A 15,792-nucleotide genomic window follows, 5' to 3' on the forward strand; every position below is an offset into this window, starting at 1 on the left:
GCTCAGTCGAACTGCGGATCCTCGTTGCGAGACCGCTTGAGTTCGAAGAAGTGCGGGTAGCTCGACAGGGCCAATGCGCCGTCCCACACCTTTCCGGCGTCCTCGCCCCGCGGGATCCGGGACAGAACCGGTCCGAAGAAGGCCACGTCGTTGATGTGGATCGTCGGGGTTCCGACGTCGTCGCCCACCTTGTCCATACCTGCGTGATGGCTCTTGCGGATGGCACCGTCGAAGGTGGTTTCGTCAGCGGCCTTGGCCAACTCGGCGGACAGTCCCACCTCTTCGAGTGCCAGCGGGATGACCTCGCCGAAGTCCTTGATGCCCTTGTTGTGGATGAGCGTTCCCATCGCGGTGTACAGCGGAGACAGGATCTCATCGCCGTGTTCGGCCTGCGCAGCGGCGATCACGCGAACCGGGCGCCAGGCCTCCTTGAGCCCTTCGCGATATTCGTCGGGGATGTCTTTGCCTTCGTTGAGCACCGCCAAGCTCATGATGTGGAAGTTCGTCTCGATGTCGCGGACCTTCTCGACCTCCAGAATCCAGCGGGAGGTGATCCAGCACCACGGGCACAGCGGGTCGAACCAGAAGTCAACGCGGTCAGTCGAGGCGGTCATGAGTTGGAGAACTCCTTCAGCAGTAGAACGTCCAGGTATGGCACCGGTGGCACCTTGCACCATTCAACAATCCGGGACGGGTCCCATTCCCTCCTGCCCCGAACCACGGCAAGAGCCCACACGCAATACGGTAGTTGTGTAGCAACCGGCAAATCTCTCCTGAATCGAGGCAACGTGGCGGCACCAAATTTGACCCGTGATCTGGCGGGCCAACGCTCGGCGAACATCTCGGTCTCCAACTACGCGATCGATCTCGATCTCACCGATGGCGCGGGCAAACCCGGCGAGAAGACGTTCCGGTCGGCGGTGACCATCACCTTCACCGCGACGGCAGGCTCCTCGTCGTTCGTCGATCTCATCGCGCAGACCGTGCACAGCGCCACGCTCAACGGCTCCGACCTCGACGTCTCCGGATACACCGAGGAGGACGGCCTGGCGCTGAACGACCTGGCCACCGACAACACCCTCGTCGTGGTCGCCGACTGCGTGTATTCACACACCGGCGAGGGTCTGCATCGTTTTGTCGATCCCACCGACGATGCGGTGTACCTGTACTCACAGTTCGAAACCGCCGACGCCAAACGAATGTTTGCCTGTTTTGATCAGCCGGACATGAAGGCGACCTTCGACGTCACCGTCACCGCTCCGACGGACTGGAAGGTGATCTCCAACGGGGCCGGCACCGAAACGTCCCCGGGGAAGCACACGTTCGCGACCACCCCACTGCTGAGCACCTACCTGGTCGCATTGATCGCCGGCCCCTACGCGGTGTGGACGGACCACTACACCGACGAACACGGCACCATCGACCTCGGCATCTTCTGCCGTTCGTCACTGGCCGAGTTCATGGATTCCGGGCGGCTGTTCACCGAGACCAAACAGGGTTTCGAGTTCTACCACAAGAACTTCGGCATTCCGTATGCGTTCGGCAAGTACGACCAGCTCTTCGTCCCGGAGTTCAATGCCGGCGCCATGGAGAACGCGGGTGCGGTGACGTTCCTCGAGGACTACGTCTTCCGGTCCAAGGTCACCAAATACCTGTACGAACGTCGCGCAGAGACCGTGCTGCACGAGATGGCACACATGTGGTTCGGCGACCTCGTCACCATGCAGTGGTGGGATGACCTGTGGCTCAACGAGTCCTTCGCCACGTTCGCCTCGGTGCTGTGCCAGTCGGAGGCCACCGAGTACAAGAACGCCTGGACGACATTCGCCAACGTCGAGAAGTCCTGGGCGTACCGGCAGGACCAGCTCCCGTCCACCCACCCGGTGGCGGCCGACATCCCGGACATCGCCGCCGTCGAGGTCAATTTCGATGGAATCACCTATGCCAAGGGCGCTTCGGTGCTCAAGCAACTGGTCGCATACGTCGGTCTCGAAGAGTTCCTGTCCGGCCTGCGCGACTACTTCCAGGCCCACCAGTTCGGGAACGCCACCTTCGCCGATCTCCTCGGCGCACTGGAGAAGGCGTCGGGCCGCGACCTTTCGGACTGGGGTTCACAGTGGCTCAAGACGACCGGGATCAACGTCATCCGGCCGGACTTCGACCTCGACGATTCCGGGGCGTTCACGCGGTTCGACATCCTCCAGGACGGGGCGGCACCCGGCGCGGGCGAAACCCGTACCCACCGCCTCGCGGTCGGCGTGTACGACGATGTGGACGGAAAACTCGTCCGCACCAAGCGAGTTGAACTCGATGTCACCGGGGACCGCACCTCCGTTGCCGAGCTGGTCGGGGTCGATCGCGGACAGCTGATCTTGCTGAACGACGACGACCTGACCTACTGCTCGGTCCGGCTCGATCCCGATTCCCTGGCCACCGCGACCAGCCGGCTCGCCGACATCAGCGAGCCGATGCCCCGCACGCTGGTGTGGTCGGCGGCCTGGGAGATGACCCGGCAGGCAGAGATGCGCGCCCGGGATTTCGCCGCGCTGGTGGAGCAGAACATCGGTACCGAAACCGAGATCGGTGTCGTGCAGCGGGTGCTCCTGCAAGCGCAGACCGCAATCGACGGCTACGCCGATCCGGAGTGGGCAACGAGTGTGGGGTGGCCCCGGTTCAGCGCCCGGCTACTCGAACTCGCCCGGGCGGCGCAGCCCGGTTCCGACCATCAGCTGGCCTTCGTCAACACGCTGCTCGCCGGCGTGCTGGCTCCTGAGCAGACCGATGTGGTCCGGGCACTGCTCGATTCCGATCCCGCCGATCAGGGGCTGGCCGGGCTCACCGTCGACACAGACCTGCGGTGGTCGATCGTGCAGGCGCTGGCCACCGCCGGGGCCATCGACACCGATCCGGCCGACAGCCCGCTGATCGACGCCGAACTCGCCCGGGACAACACCTCCGCGGGCAGCAGGCAGGCCGCCAAGGCACGGGCCTCACGTCCGCTGGCCGAGGCGAAAGCGCAGGCGTGGACCACCGTGACCGAGGACGACAGCCTCTCGAACACGTTGGGCCGCTCGATCATCGCCGGATTCAACCGACCGGGTCAGAGCGCGCTCCTGGCGCCCTACACCTCGAAGTACTTCGAGGTCGCCCCGCAGGTGTGGCAGCGGCGTTCGAGTGAGGTCGCCCAGACCGTGGTCGTCGGGCTGTACCCGAACTGGGCAGTCGACGAGGACGCACTGGCGCTGGCCGACGAACTGCTGGCGGCCGACCATCCGCCGGCACTGCGCCGGTTGATCTCCGAAGGACGCGACACCGTGGCCCGGACATTGCGGGCCCGCACCTTCGACAAGAGTTAGACAGACACAAAAGGGGCGGGGCAACCGAATTGGTTGCCCCGCCCCTTTTGTCTGTTCAGATCGTGATCAGCGAACGGTGACGGCCGCTGCGATCACGCGGATGGCGGAGATCAATCCGTCGACGAGGTCGCCGGACCGGATGCCCGCGATCGCCGCGGTGACACCGAGCTGGGCGACCCGATCGTTGAGACGGGTGGCGACCTCTTTGCCGGAGACGACCACTACGTCCTTGGTGTTCGGCGACACCGCGATGAGCGCGGCATGTTCCGGTTCCGGAGCACTCGGAAGGATCGCCGCGGCACCGGCGACCGGGTCAGCGCCCAGGTCTCCGATGAACACCGAGAAACGGATACCCGTCTGATCGGTCGCATCGAACAATGCCTCGTCCAGTGCCACCAGTTCGTCCGTCTTGAACGGTGGCGTGGACGGGACGTCCTCCGGGAAACGAGCTGCCGACACCCGACCACTGAGGGTCAGGGCCGAGCCCATGGGGAGCGATTCGGGATCGACGGTCGACTTGACCACATCACCACTTGCCACTTGCCGAGCCTCCGATCAAATCGTCCGTTCCGTGCCCGTGGTACAGCGGGGCCACGGGTGCTGCTTCGGTTGCGCTGAGCAGCAACGGTCCATGCTCCCACTTCTGGTCGATCGTGTAGAACTTCACCTTCGGGTACTTGATACCGCTGGTGAACACCAACGCCATGACAACCAACACCACAGAAATGACAGTGATGATGATGGTCGGCATGCCGATCGCCACAATCAGGTCTTCCATCGTTCCGCCCTTCAGAACCGCTCGACTCTTGTGTCAAAACTTAGCCGACGGCACCGGCGCTGCTTCGCCGAGGTCACCCGGCGCGTCGAAACAAGGTACGCCGATGCCCGCCGACCCGGCTCAGGCCGCACCCACATCGAGATAACGCGACCATGCCGGGTCGAAATCCTTCACCGTCGCCAGCAGCCGCCAGTGCCGGCCCTTCGGCGCGGTCAGTGAAGCCTTGAGTGTCCATCCCAGTTCCGAGAGCAGACGATCGGCCTTCTTGTGGTTGCACGAGGCACAACAGGCGACGCAGTTGTCCCAGGTGTGCGTCCCACCGCGACTGCGCGGCACCACATGGTCGATCGTGTCGGCCTTGCCACCGCAATAGCCGCAACGCGTCCGGTCGCGCTGCATCAGTGCGGCCCGCGTCATCGGGATGACCGCGCGATACGGCACCCGCACGTACGTCCGCAGCCGGATCACCGACGGCACGGCCATCGCCATCTCCGCCGAATGAATGAGCGGGCCGGCGCCGTCCTCGTGGATGACATCGGCCCGCTCACGGAGCACCAACACGATCGCCCTGCGTATCGAGATCGCGGCAAGTGGTTCGTAGGTCGCGTTCAGGAGCAGCACACGGTGCTTGCCCCAGCGCGAATTGGTTCCGACGGCCGGCGGCACACCGATCGCGTCGACGGAGCGGGGTCCGGTGTCCAACGTGGACACACTTGCCTCACCACGCGATCTGACGCGTCCATCACTTGTGGTCGAGACGCGGTCATACCCCGCGTGGCCCTTCTTACGCTGCGCCTTCGTCCGCGACATCTGACCTCCCGGCCAAACCAACCGACCTCGATGGGAACGATTCAGTTCAACACGGATGCCGAACAAATGCGAGGCAAAATGCGCCTCGCTCGCGGCAATTGTGTGAACTCTGGGTGTCCGGACCCGAAACCGACCGACGGGCGCGGCCGCACCCGAGTGCTCACAGAGTGGAACAATGGGTGCCGTGACTACTTCTCCGCAGACGTTCTACGAGGCGGTGGGCGGCGAACAGACATTCGTCGACCTGGTTGCCCGCTTCTACGAGGAAGTCGCCAAGGACGAGATCCTGCGACCGCTCTACCCCGAAGAAGATCTCGGTCCGGCCGAGCGACGGATGCGCATGTTCCTCGCGCAGTATTGGGGTGGACCGCGAACGTATTCCGACGAACGCGGACACCCGAGATTGCGGATGCGGCACAACCCCTTCCGCATCGGGCCCATCGAGAAGGCGGCGTGGTTGCGATGCATGCACATCGCGATCGCATCGATCGACTCGCAGCGCCTGGACGAGCCCCATCGACAGGCTCTGATCGACTACGTCGAGATGGCAGCAGACTCCATGATGAACTCGCCGATATGACAGCGAGACCTGCTACGGCGATGTGATCGTGACGTTCGGTGGGGCGTGAGGCAAGATAAATCACGTGAGTGACGAGACGAATGATCTTTCCGAGGCCGCAAGCAATGCTTCGACGCAGGATCACCCGCCGGCCGATTCCGGATATCCCCGGTGGTGGCAGAACGCGATCTTCTATCAGATCTACCCCCGTTCTTTCTCCGACGACAACGGTGACGGCATCGGCGACATCCCCGGTGTGATCGACAAACTCGGCTATCTGGAGTTGGTCGGCGTGGATGCCATCTGGCTCAGTCCGGTGATGAAGTCCCCGATGGCCGACCACGGGTACGACGTGTCCGACCCACGCGACATCGACGAACTGTTCGGCGGTCTCGAGGCGATCGACGCGCTCATCCGGCAGGCCCACGAACGCGACATCAAGGTCACGATGGACCTCGTCCCCAATCACACCAGCGACCAGCACCCCTGGTTCGTCGAGGCGCTTGCCGCCGAGCCCGGTAGCGCGGCCCGTGAGCGCTACATCTTCCGCGACGGACGCGGCGAGGACGGCAGCGAACCGCCCAACAACTGGAGCAGCGTCTTCGGCGGACCGGCCTGGACCCGGGTCACCGAGGCCGATGGCGAACCCGGCCAGTGGTACCTGCACATCTTCGCCACCGAACAGCCCGATCTGAACTGGGACAATCCCGAGGTCTTCGCCGACCTCGAGAAGACGCTGCGGTTCTGGCTCGACCGCGGTGTCGACGGGTTCCGGATCGATGTCGCCCACGGCATGGCCAAGCCCGAGGGGCTTCCGGACATGGACCTCGAGGGCGTCGGCCTGCTCAGCAACGCCGACGACGATCCCCGGTTCAACAATCCGGGCGTCCACGACATCCATCGACAGATCCGCGCGGTCCTCGACGACTATCCCGATGCGATGACGGTCGGCGAGATCTGGGTGCAGGACAACGAGCGGTTTTCCGAATACGTGCGCCCCGACGAACTCCACCTGGGTTTCAACTTCCGGCTTGCGAAGATCCCCTTCGAGTCGGAGGCCGTCCGTGAGGCGATCGAGCATTCGCTCGAGGCCGTCGCGTTCGTCTCGGGCACCCCGACCTGGACGCTGTCGAACCACGACGTCGAGCGCGAGGTCACCCGGTACGCCTCCGAGGACTCACCGCAGGCCGGTATTGATCGCGCCCGGGCGATGATCCTGGTCGAACTCGCGCTGCCCGGCGCGGTGTTCATCTACAACGGCGCCGAACTCGGCCTTCCCAACGTCGATCTGCCCGATGACGTGCTGCAGGACCCGGTCTGGGAGCGGTCGGGACACACCGAACGCGGACGCGACGGTTGCCGCGTGCCGTTGCCCTGGGAGGGCACCGCTCCCCCGTTCGCCTTCTCGAGCAACCCGGACACCTGGTTGCCGATCCCCGCGGAATGGGCTGCGTTGACGGTCGAGAATCAGCTCGAAGACCTGGGCTCCACGCTGTCGCTGTACCGGCAGGCGATCGAGTTCCGCAAGACACGTCCGGAGTTCGCCGGCGAGGCCATCGAGTGGTACGGCGCCCCGTCCGGATGTCTGGCGTTCCGCCGGTCACTCGGCAGGCTGGTCTGCGCCCTCAACGCCGGGGACGAACCCATCGGGTTGCCACCCGGTGAGGTCCTGCTCTCCAGCGCACCGCTGGTCGACGGCAAACTGCCACCCAATGCGGCGGTGTGGCTCGTCTGAAGCGCCGGGCACCGGCTAGTTGACCGACAGCCCCAGGGGCAGAGTTCGGCGCTGGTAGACCGATCCGAATCGGGCGTCGAGCCTTGCCCATACCGTGGTGGCCCGGACCCGGACCATCTCGGCGTCGTCGATGTCCTCGATGGGTGAGGTCTCGGTGACGTCGCGGTTGTCGGCCGCTCGCACGAAACCCATTGCGGTCAAGGCGAAAACCGAGCGCATCGACACCCCGACAACCTGATCCGACGACTCGGACGAGACATCGAGGACCTGCTGGTCGAGCAGCGAGGTCGGCGACCCGTGTCCGCTGCCCTGTGTGCGCGCCACCTCGGCGCCGGTCCTGGACAGTTGCACCAGCACTCGTGCGGGTATGTCGTCGACGTGCGTGAACCCATCGGTGGACGGCAGCGCACCGCGCCAGGCGCTGTCGAGCGCGAACCCGGTGTCCACGGTGCTCGCCGCGGGGTCATCTCTGTTCGCCCGCAAGACACTTCGCAGTTCGGACGCACCGCACACCACGTCGTCGCCGGACATCGATCCGGCGACCACGCGGCTGGCCAGAACATCGAATCCGGTGTTCACCCAGACACCGAGCAGTCCATCGGGTCGCCGCTTGATCCGGATCACGGCGACATCGTCGGCGCGCAGGGCCCGACCGGCAAACGCCGCCAGATCGGTCCGATCTCGGGCGGACAGTGTCAATTCGGCCATCAGCGGATGATGCTCCTCAGTTGTCGAGCGGCAACCGAAAGGGTTGCCAGATCGAGGTTTCCACTCTCAGCGATGTCTGCGAGTGTCGCGCGGACCCTGGACAGCCTCGAGGTGTTGTGCAGTTCCCACTCGGATATCTTCTCGTCCGCTGATTCGTCGGGTTCACCGGAGTCCAGGATCACCAGACACAGCGATCGCAGCGCCTGGTGCAGATCGTCGCGCAATGCCAGCCGCGCCAACGAGTGCCACCGGTCGATGCGGTCGAGATCCGAGACCGCACTGAGCAGTTTCTCCACCCCGAGATGGTCCATCAGCGCGAAGTAGAGGTCACCGACCTCCATCGGGTCGCGGTCCGAGATCTCCGCGGCATCGATGATGTCGAGGAGGCAGAAGCGATGAAGGCTCAGCGCGACGGCTTCGGCGACGTCCTCCGGGGCGCCGTCTGCGTGCAGTCGGGCGGCGTGACTGTTCACGACCTGCGCCGAGTCGTTGCGCAGCCACCCCGGCAGATGCGGTGACAGCTCAGCGACCAGCTCGCCGTACCGGGTGACCTCGGCAGCCATCGCCAGGGGCTGTGGGCGTCCGGCGATCATCCACCGGGACGCCCGGAACAGCAGTCGACGGGTGTAGACGATCATCGCGTCGGTGGTCGGGACCGGGCACGGGGCCGCGGCGATCGCCCACCACAGCGCGTGCAGGCCGAAGACCTCGGTGACCACTTGATAGGACCGCACCACGTCGACCGGCTCGCCGCCACTGCCCTCGCAGAGACGGAAGACGTGCGTGATGCCACCGTTGTCCACCAGATCGTTGACCACTGTGGTGGTGACGATCTCACGTCGCAGCTGGTGGGTTGCGATCCCCTCCGCGAAACGTTCCCGCAACGCGGCCGGGAAGTAGGCACTCAGGCGCGAGGAGAACACATCGTTGTCCGGAAGTTCACCCGCGAGCATGTCCGCCTTCAGCAACAGCTTGACGTGCGCCATCACGGTGGCCAGTTCGGGCGAGGTCAAACCCCGACGGCCGGTGGTGTTTCCACGTTTCCTCAATTCGTCCGGACGCGGCAGGGCCTCGAGCCGCAGGTCGACACCGTGCCCCGAGAGTTCTTTGAGCAGTCGGGTGTAGACCTCGGCCGACTCTTCGGCACCGGCCCGGCTGGTACCGAGCTCCGCGTTCTGCGAGACGTTGTCGGCCAGCACCAGATCCCCGACCTCGGTCGTCATCGACTCCAGCAGTGGATTTCGTTGCACAGCGGGCAATTTGCCCGTCGAGACCTGCGAATCGAGCAGGATCTTGATGTTGACCTCGTGATCGGAACAGTCGACACCGGCAGAATTGTCCATCGCGTCGGTGTTCACCCGACCACCGCCGAGCGCGAACTCGATGCGGCCGAGTTCTGTCAGCCCGAGATTGCCACCTTCACCGACGACCTTGGCGCGCAACTCATTCCCGTTGACCCGGATCGCATCGTTGGCCTTGTCCCCCACCTGCTCATGGGACTGGGTACTGGCCTTCACATAGGTCCCGATCCCGCCGTTCCACAACAGGTCGACCGGTGCGAGCAGGATGGCGCGGATGAGTTCGGGCGGAGACAGCGTCGTGATGTCGTCGGCCAGTCCCAGCGCGTCGGCGATCTGGGGGCTGATCGGTATCGCCTTCTGATCCCGGGGCCACACACCGCCGCCCTCGCTGACCAGGTCGGTGCGGTAATCCGCCCACGACGACCGGGGCAGGTCGTACAGACGCCGGCGTTCGGCGAAGGACGCGGCCGGGTCCGGGTCGGGGTCGATGAACACGTGCCGATGGTCGAATGCGGCCACCAGGCCGATGTGCTGGGACAACAGCATTCCGTTGCCGAACACATCGCCGCTCATATCGCCGATCCCGACAACCGTGAAGTCCTCGGTCTGGGTGTCGGCACCCATTTCCCGGAAGTGCCGCTTCACCGATTCCCAGGCACCTCGGGCGGTGATACCCATGGCCTTGTGGTCGTATCCGGCCGAACCACCTGAGGCGAATGCGTCACCGAGCCAGAAGCCATATTGTGCGGCAACATCATTGGCGATATCAGAGAACGAGGCAGTCCCCTTGTCGGCGGCCACGACCAGGTAAGGGTCCTCTCCGTCGCGGCGGACCACTTCCGGGGGCCCGACGACGTCGCCTGACTTCGCATCGATGTTGTCGGTGACATCGAGCAGTCCGGAGATGAACCGGCGATAGCATTCGATGCCTTCGGCCCGGATCGCATCGCGGTCGGTCGCCGCGTCACCGGTCGGCAGCGGTGGGCGCCGGACCACGAATCCACCCTTGGAACCGACCGGCACGATCACCGCGTTCTTGACCGCCTGGGCCTTGACCAATCCCAGGACCTCGGTGCGGAAGTCCTCCTGCCGATCGGACCAGCGCAGGCCACCACGTGCCACCGACCCGAATCTCAGATGTACGCCTTCGACACGTGGCGAGTAGACGTAGATCTCGAACAACGGCCGCGGCAACGGGGTCTGGGGGATCTCGCGGGGCCGGAGCTTGAAACTGAGGGTGTGGTGCTGCTGCCCGTCACGATCGGTGCCGAAGTAGTTGGTGCGGACCGTTGCCGACAGTGCGGAGGCATATGCGTTGACGATCCGGTCGACATCCATGCTGATGATGTCGCCGATCGCCGCCGACAACCGTTCGAGCACCTCGTTGCGGCGGTCCTCGTCGGCGACCCGTGGGTCGAACGAGGCCCGGAAGAGTTCGACCAGCGACTTGGTGACCATCGTGTTGCTGCCGAGTACCGCCGCCACATGTGTTGCGCTGTAAGAACTTCCGCATTGGCGCAGATAGCTGGCGTAGGCGCGCAGCATTGCCACCTCGCGCCAGGTCAGACCACATCGGAAGATCAGTTCGTTGAAGTTGTCGACCGCTGCGTCGCCGCGCCAGATCTGCGAGAACGCCTCGGTGAAACGATGTTCGACGTCGGCTACATTCTGCTCGTCGACGGTCATCCCGTCGGCCAGTGAGAGTCCGAACTCGTAGACGAAACACCGTCGGCCGTCCTGGCGCTCGATCGCGAGTGGACGTTCGTCGAGGACGTTGACGCCCAGGCTGTGCAAGACCGGCAAGATCTCCGTCAGAGTCGCCGCGCGCCCGCACAGATAGAACGCGAAGCGCCAGTCCTGACCGCTGCGCGCCGCGTCATCGGACGGCCGGTACAGACGCACGTAGAAATCGCCGTCGTCCAGGGATTCGACGATCGCGATGTCGACGTATGCCTCCGCCGGGCTGCGAACGTCCTTGTAGCTGTCGGGCAGCGTCGCCGCGTAGAACGCGATCTCATCGAGGTCCCCGGCATCGCCCACCGCCACCTCGCGGAGCAATTCGTCCCAACCACGCGCCGCCTCGACCAGCTTGTCCTGCAACGCGATCTGCCCCGGCGTACCCACCGCGAGGCTGCCCAGTGCACGACAGTCGCGGGCCGGGACCCGCATCACCACATGCAGCTGCGCCAGCGCCGATTCGCTGACCCGGGCGGTGTATTCGAGCTGTCCACCGCCGAGTTCGTCGAGCAGCAGTTGCTGCAGGGTCTTGCGCAGCCGGGTCGTGTAGCGGTCGCGCGGCAGATAGACCAGCGCCGAGACGATCTCGCCGGCCGGTTCCGGACGCAAGAACACCCGGATCTGCCGATTGGGGACGGCCTCGAGGACCGCCGACAGTGTCCGCGCCAGTTCGTCGGCGGACATGGAGAAGAGTTCGGTTCGAGGCAGGGTCTGCATCAACTCGAGCATTGCCATGCCGTTGAACGAACTGGGATCGAACTTTGCCTTGGCCAGGACGTCGCCGGCCTTGGTGTCGATCACCGGGATCGCCAGGATGTTCTCGTGCAATGCCGTCGAGGTGAAGCTCCCGACGAAGACGTGATCGCCCTTACGGGTCCCGTCGGTGTCGTAGTCGGCGATCGTGACCAAGGTGGGAAAGTTCGACCGTTGGATCCTGGTCGGCAGATAGAGCTGCCGCACGGTCACCGGGCCGGCTCCGGGATCGGTTCGGTGCGCAGCGGTGTCACCCCGCCAGATCCCCAGACCGGTCTGCGGTTCTGCGGTCCGATTGCCCGCGGTGCCGGTGCAGTGCACGTAGCCATAGGGCGAAAAATGTTGCTCGGCGAGCCAACCGAGCATCTGCGCATGATCCGATGCCGTCGCCCGGTCCAGACCGTCCGGCACGTCGGCCGTCGGATAAGCGCCGAACAGGTCGGCAAGACCGGCGATCAGTCCGATCATCGCGGCTCGATCCTGATTGACGTCGCGGATCCGTCCGACGACGGTGTCGAGTTCTTCCCGGACTCGTTCGAGATCGATCGTCGACGTGGTCGGGGTCGCCTCCACGTAGATCCAGGACTCGGTGATCCGGACACGCCCGGTGGTGCCGCCGGAGACCTCGGGACCGTGCACTTCCAGCAGGACGCCGTCGGCGTCACGGACCACGGACAGAATCGGGTGATCGATGCGGACGACCATCAGATCGGCCGCCTCGATGCCGGCCACCACGGACTCGACGAGCAGCGGCATGTCGTCGGCAACCATTGCGATCAACACCGACCCGCCGTCGTGGTCGATGTCGATCACCGCCGTGTCCGGTGCCCTGACCTGGCCCAGACCCAGATGCCGGAAGAGCTGGGATCGCCTCGCCGATCCCAGCTCATCCCACGACGTCTGCCGACGGGTCCCCGGCCCGTGGAAGTACCCACTGATTGCTTGTCCCAGCAGGGCTTTCACAGACTCTGGCAGGTCCTCCGACGGGGTATCCGCGAAATCAGACTGCGTCGATCCGACCATCACCGTCACACTCCAGTTGATCGGTCTCCCCCGGGATCTCCGAGGGGCTGCCTTCAAATGTAGTGACCGCCGACGGTCGGCGAATTGCTAATCGCGGGTCAGCTTGCGATGTGTCACCGAATGCGGACGGGCGGCCTCGGCGCCGAGACGTTCGATCTTGTTGGCCTCATACGCTTCGAAGTTGCCCTCGAACCAGAACCATTTGCCCTCTTCGACGTTGCCTTCCCACGCCAGGATGTGGGTACAGGTGCGGTCGAGGAACCACCGGTCGTGCGAGATGACCACAGCACAGCCCGGGAACAACTCGAGCGCGTTCTCGAGCGAACTCAACGTTTCCACGTCCAGGTCGTTGGTCGGCTCGTCGAGCAGGATCAGGTTGCCGCCCTCTTTGAGGGTCAGCGCCAGGTTCAGGCGGTTGCGTTCACCACCGGAGAGAACCTCGGCCCGCTTCTGCTGGTCCGGTCCCTTGAACCCGAATGCGCTGACGTAAGCGCGTGAGGGCATCTCGTTCTGGCCGACCGTGATGAAGTCCTGGCCGTCGGAGACGACCTCCCAGACGTTCTTCTTCGGATCGATGTTCGAGCGGTTCTGGTCGACGTAGCTGAGCTTGACCGTGTCGCCGACCTTGACCTCGCCCGAGTCGGGTTCTTCGAGTCCGACGATGGTCTTGAACAGTGTCGTCTTACCGACACCGTTGGGGCCGATGACTCCGACGATGCCGTTACGCGGGAGCGTGAACGACAGGTCCTTGATCAGCACGCGACCGTCGAAACCCTTGTCGAGGTGGCTGACGTTGACGACCACATCGCCGAGGCGCGGAGGCGTCGGGATCTGGATCTCCTCGAAGTCGAGCTTGCGCATCTTCTCGGCTTCGGCTGCCATCTCTTCGTACCGGCCGAGACGGGCCTTGTTCTTGGTCTGGCGGGCTTTGGATCCGGACCGCACCCACGCCAGTTCTTCCTTGAGGCGCTTCTGCAGCTTCTGGTCCTTCTTGCCCTGGACCTCGAGACGGGCGGCCTTCTTCTCGAGGTACGTCGAGTAGTTGCCCTCGTACGGGTGGAGCTTTCCGCGGTCGACCTCACAGATCCACTGCGCGACGTGATCGAGGAAGTACCGGTCGTGGGTCACGGCCAGCACTGCGCCCGGGTAGGACGCGAGGTACTGCTCGAGCCACAGGACACTCTCGGCGTCGAGGTGGTTGGTGGGCTCATCGAGCAGCAACAGGTCGGGCTTCTGCAGGAGCAGCTTGCACAGTGCCACGCGACGACGCTCACCACCGGAGAGGTGGGTGACGGGCTCGTCCGCCGGCGGGCAGCGCAGGGCGTCCATCGCCTGTTCGAGCTGTGAGTCCAGGTCCCAGGCGTCGCCGTGGTCGAGGGCTTCCTGCAGCTTGCCCATCTCTTCCATGAGCTCGTCCGAGTAGTCCGTTGCCATCAGTTCGGCGATCTCGTTGAACCGGTCGAGCTGTTCCTTGATCAGACCCATGCCCTCTTCGACGTTCTGTCGAACAGTCTTTTCTTCGTTGAGCTTGGGTTCCTGCATGAGGATGCCGACGCTCGCGTCGGGATCGAGGAATGCTTCGCCGTTGGACGGCTGATCGATGCCGGCCATGATCTTGAGGATCGACGACTTACCGGCACCGTTGGGACCGACCACACCGATCTTCGCGCCGGGGTAGAACGACATGGTGACATCATCAAGAATCACCTTGTCGCCGTGTGCTTTTCGCACCTTTTTCATTGTGTAGATGAACTCTGGCATCTAATGGCCTTCCTACCTGCTGTTCAGGGGTGATGGGCGTAGGGATTGCCCGTGTTCTGCCCTCCGCTGAGCCGGGTCAGTTCCCCGAGATGAAGCGTTGTCCGATTTTGACACGCTGCACACGGAGCTGAGCCGCCTTTGCACCCCACAACCCTATCCAATCGCCGAAGTCGCGTTCGCCCGCCACCGCGCAACCACGGTCGCCGACGGCGCTCATCAGCCCGGGTGGATTCATCATCCTTGAGAGCAACGTCACAACACGCCCAAGGAGTTCCCGACAGTTCTGCACGTGGAGGAACTTCACTTCGAGATGATGCCCTGCGACAAGTACACAACCGCCTGTCGCATCACCTCCACTTCCTGCTCGAGTTCCCTGATCCTGCGGCGCGCTTCCCGCAACGCAGCCGCCTCGTCAGCAACTGAGTCCGGTCTGAGCGCGTTGAGGTGGTCCTCGCGGTCGGCGATCCTGAGCCACCGCTTCAAACACGTTTCGGAGATGCCGTAATGACTCGCGACCTGACGCACCGAGGCCTCGCCATCACGAGCCGCTTCGATGACTTCACGGCGGAAGTCAAGTGGATATGGCTTGGGCATGACAGCCGCCTTTCAACCCCATACAGATCTCACGCGTAGACCGAACCGGAGCGTGACTTTCGGTCATGGCAGACCCGGAATGGACGGCAAGACATCAGCGAGCGCAGGTGGAACAAAATCGGCAACCGGAGGCGGTAACAGATCACCGACGGCAGGCGGGACGAGGTCGGCGACCGTGGGCGCCGATACATCGTTCACCACATCGTTCACCACGGGCGGAACATCAGTCGGCACCGCGGGCGCACCGGCAGAGACGTCGTCGGTCTCCACCACCGGAACATCATCGGCCACCGCAGCCACGGCAGGCGCTGCAGTCGGGATGTCTTCTACCACCACTGGTTCCACGGGCGGACCATCCTCGGCCACCGACACATCAGTCACTGCGGTGGGCACATCGGTGGCCACCGCAGGCACGATCTCTGGCACCGCAGCGGGCACATCTGCCGCTGCCGGTAGTGCATTGAGGATCGCAGCCACGATGTCACTCCATGCCGCCACCGCCCAGTCGGGTACCGGGGGCGGGACATAGTCGGTCAATACAGCCGGTAATGACGCCGCCACCACCGGAGGAAGGAAGTCGCCGAATCTAGTCGGTACATAGGGTGCATCCAACGGTCGTATTGGTGCGCTGGGCACCAACTGGCCCGTGGCCGGCTCGAGGTCACGTGGATTCGGAA

General features: G+C 64.3%; 12 protein-coding genes. 3 read left to right on the plus strand and 9 right to left on the minus strand.

Translation table 11 applies throughout. The features are described from left to right. Positions 1 to 2: 2 nt before the first annotated feature. The gene (locus AC51GR_RS14835) at positions 3 to 614 is read right to left on the minus strand and encodes a mycothiol-dependent nitroreductase Rv2466c family protein (RefSeq protein WP_496325396.1); all 612 of its coding nucleotides are present in this window, start codon (positions 612 to 614) and stop codon (positions 3 to 5) included. 174 nt (positions 615 to 788) lie between these two features. Between AC51GR_RS14835 and pepN the strand changes: the two genes are divergently transcribed. Continuing rightward, a complete protein-coding gene (gene pepN / locus AC51GR_RS14840) occupies positions 789 to 3,356 on the plus strand; it encodes an aminopeptidase N (protein WP_496325397.1) in 2,568 nt (855 codons plus the stop codon). A 66-nt stretch (positions 3,357 to 3,422) separates the two neighbouring features. On the opposite strand, the gene AC51GR_RS14845 is transcribed toward pepN, so the two are convergent. The 3 genes from AC51GR_RS14845 to AC51GR_RS14855 all read right to left on the minus strand — a co-directional run bounded on the left by AC51GR_RS14845 (position 3,423) and on the right by AC51GR_RS14855 (position 4,944). Continuing rightward, positions 3,423 to 3,896: a DUF5130 family protein gene (locus tag AC51GR_RS14845; RefSeq protein WP_496325398.1), complete on the minus strand. Its 474-nt coding sequence runs from the start codon at positions 3,894 to 3,896 to the stop codon at positions 3,423 to 3,425. Next, a complete protein-coding gene (gene ctaJ, locus AC51GR_RS14850; protein WP_496325399.1) occupies positions 3,883 to 4,134 on the minus strand; it encodes an aa3-type cytochrome oxidase subunit CtaJ in 252 nt (83 codons plus the stop codon). Before ctaJ ends, AC51GR_RS14845 begins: the two co-directional genes overlap by 14 nt. A 120-nt stretch (positions 4,135 to 4,254) precedes the next feature. Continuing rightward, on the minus strand, positions 4,255 to 4,944 hold the full coding sequence (locus AC51GR_RS14855; RefSeq protein ID WP_496325400.1) for an HNH endonuclease: 690 nt from the start codon (positions 4,942 to 4,944) through the stop codon (positions 4,255 to 4,257). A gap of 175 nt (positions 4,945 to 5,119) precedes the next feature. On the opposite strand from AC51GR_RS14855, the gene AC51GR_RS14860 reads away from it, so the two are divergent. After that, positions 5,120 to 5,524 (plus strand): globin, encoded by a 405-nt coding sequence (locus tag AC51GR_RS14860; RefSeq protein WP_496325401.1) that lies wholly within the window; start codon positions 5,120 to 5,122, stop codon positions 5,522 to 5,524. A gap of 64 nt (positions 5,525 to 5,588) precedes the next feature. Beyond that, complete coding sequence (locus tag AC51GR_RS14865) at positions 5,589 to 7,238, plus strand: glycoside hydrolase family 13 protein (protein ID WP_496325402.1); 1,650 nt, start codon at positions 5,589 to 5,591, stop codon at positions 7,236 to 7,238. A 15-nt stretch (positions 7,239 to 7,253) separates the two neighbouring features. Here AC51GR_RS14865 and AC51GR_RS14870 read toward each other — a convergent pair whose 3' ends face one another. The 5 genes from AC51GR_RS14870 to AC51GR_RS14890 form a co-directional block, all read right to left on the minus strand. After that, complete coding sequence (locus tag AC51GR_RS14870; RefSeq protein WP_496325403.1) at positions 7,254 to 7,946, minus strand: DUF8185 domain-containing protein; 693 nt, start codon at positions 7,944 to 7,946, stop codon at positions 7,254 to 7,256. Beyond that, positions 7,946 to 12,760: an NAD-glutamate dehydrogenase gene (locus tag AC51GR_RS14875; protein WP_496325404.1), complete on the minus strand. Its 4,815-nt coding sequence runs from the start codon at positions 12,758 to 12,760 to the stop codon at positions 7,946 to 7,948. Before AC51GR_RS14875 ends, AC51GR_RS14870 begins: the two co-directional genes overlap by 1 nt. Before the next feature lie 87 nt (positions 12,761 to 12,847). Beyond that, a complete protein-coding gene (gene ettA, locus AC51GR_RS14880) occupies positions 12,848 to 14,521 on the minus strand; it encodes an energy-dependent translational throttle protein EttA (protein ID WP_496325405.1) in 1,674 nt (557 codons plus the stop codon). A gap of 300 nt (positions 14,522 to 14,821) precedes the next feature. Next, positions 14,822 to 15,115 carry a transposase gene (locus AC51GR_RS14885; protein ID WP_496325406.1) on the minus strand — a complete coding sequence of 98 codons (294 nt, stop codon included), beginning with the start codon at positions 15,113 to 15,115 and terminating at the stop codon, positions 14,822 to 14,824. Between the two features lie 63 nt (positions 15,116 to 15,178). Further along, positions 15,179 to 15,676: a hypothetical protein gene (locus tag AC51GR_RS14890; RefSeq protein WP_496325477.1), complete on the minus strand. Its 498-nt coding sequence runs from the start codon at positions 15,674 to 15,676 to the stop codon at positions 15,179 to 15,181. Between the last annotated feature and the right edge of the window lie 116 nt (positions 15,677 to 15,792).

Source organism: Williamsia sp. z71, from assembly GCF_059553375.1.

What these genes read in the sequence shown, in the direction of transcription:
- AC51GR_RS14835 (WP_496325396.1), bottom strand. Translation starts at nt 614, where the DNA reads ATGACCGCCTCGACTGACCGCGTTGACTTCTGGTTCGACCCGCTGTGC.
- ctaJ (WP_496325399.1), bottom strand. Translation starts at nt 4,134, where the DNA reads ATGGAAGACCTGATTGTGGCGATCGGCATGCCGACCATCATCATCACT.
- AC51GR_RS14855 (WP_496325400.1), bottom strand. Translation starts at nt 4,944, where the DNA reads ATGTCGCGGACGAAGGCGCAGCGTAAGAAGGGCCACGCGGGGTATGAC.
- AC51GR_RS14860 (WP_496325401.1), top strand. Translation starts at nt 5,120, where the DNA reads ATGGGTGCCGTGACTACTTCTCCGCAGACGTTCTACGAGGCGGTGGGC.
- AC51GR_RS14870 (WP_496325403.1), bottom strand. Translation starts at nt 7,946, where the DNA reads ATGGCCGAATTGACACTGTCCGCCCGAGATCGGACCGATCTGGCGGCG.
- AC51GR_RS14875 (WP_496325404.1), bottom strand. Translation starts at nt 12,760, where the DNA reads ATGGTCGGATCGACGCAGTCTGATTTCGCGGATACCCCGTCGGAGGAC.
- ettA (WP_496325405.1), bottom strand. Translation starts at nt 14,521, where the DNA reads ATGCCAGAGTTCATCTACACAATGAAAAAGGTGCGAAAAGCACACGGC.
- AC51GR_RS14885 (WP_496325406.1), bottom strand. Translation starts at nt 15,115, where the DNA reads ATGCCCAAGCCATATCCACTTGACTTCCGCCGTGAAGTCATCGAAGCG.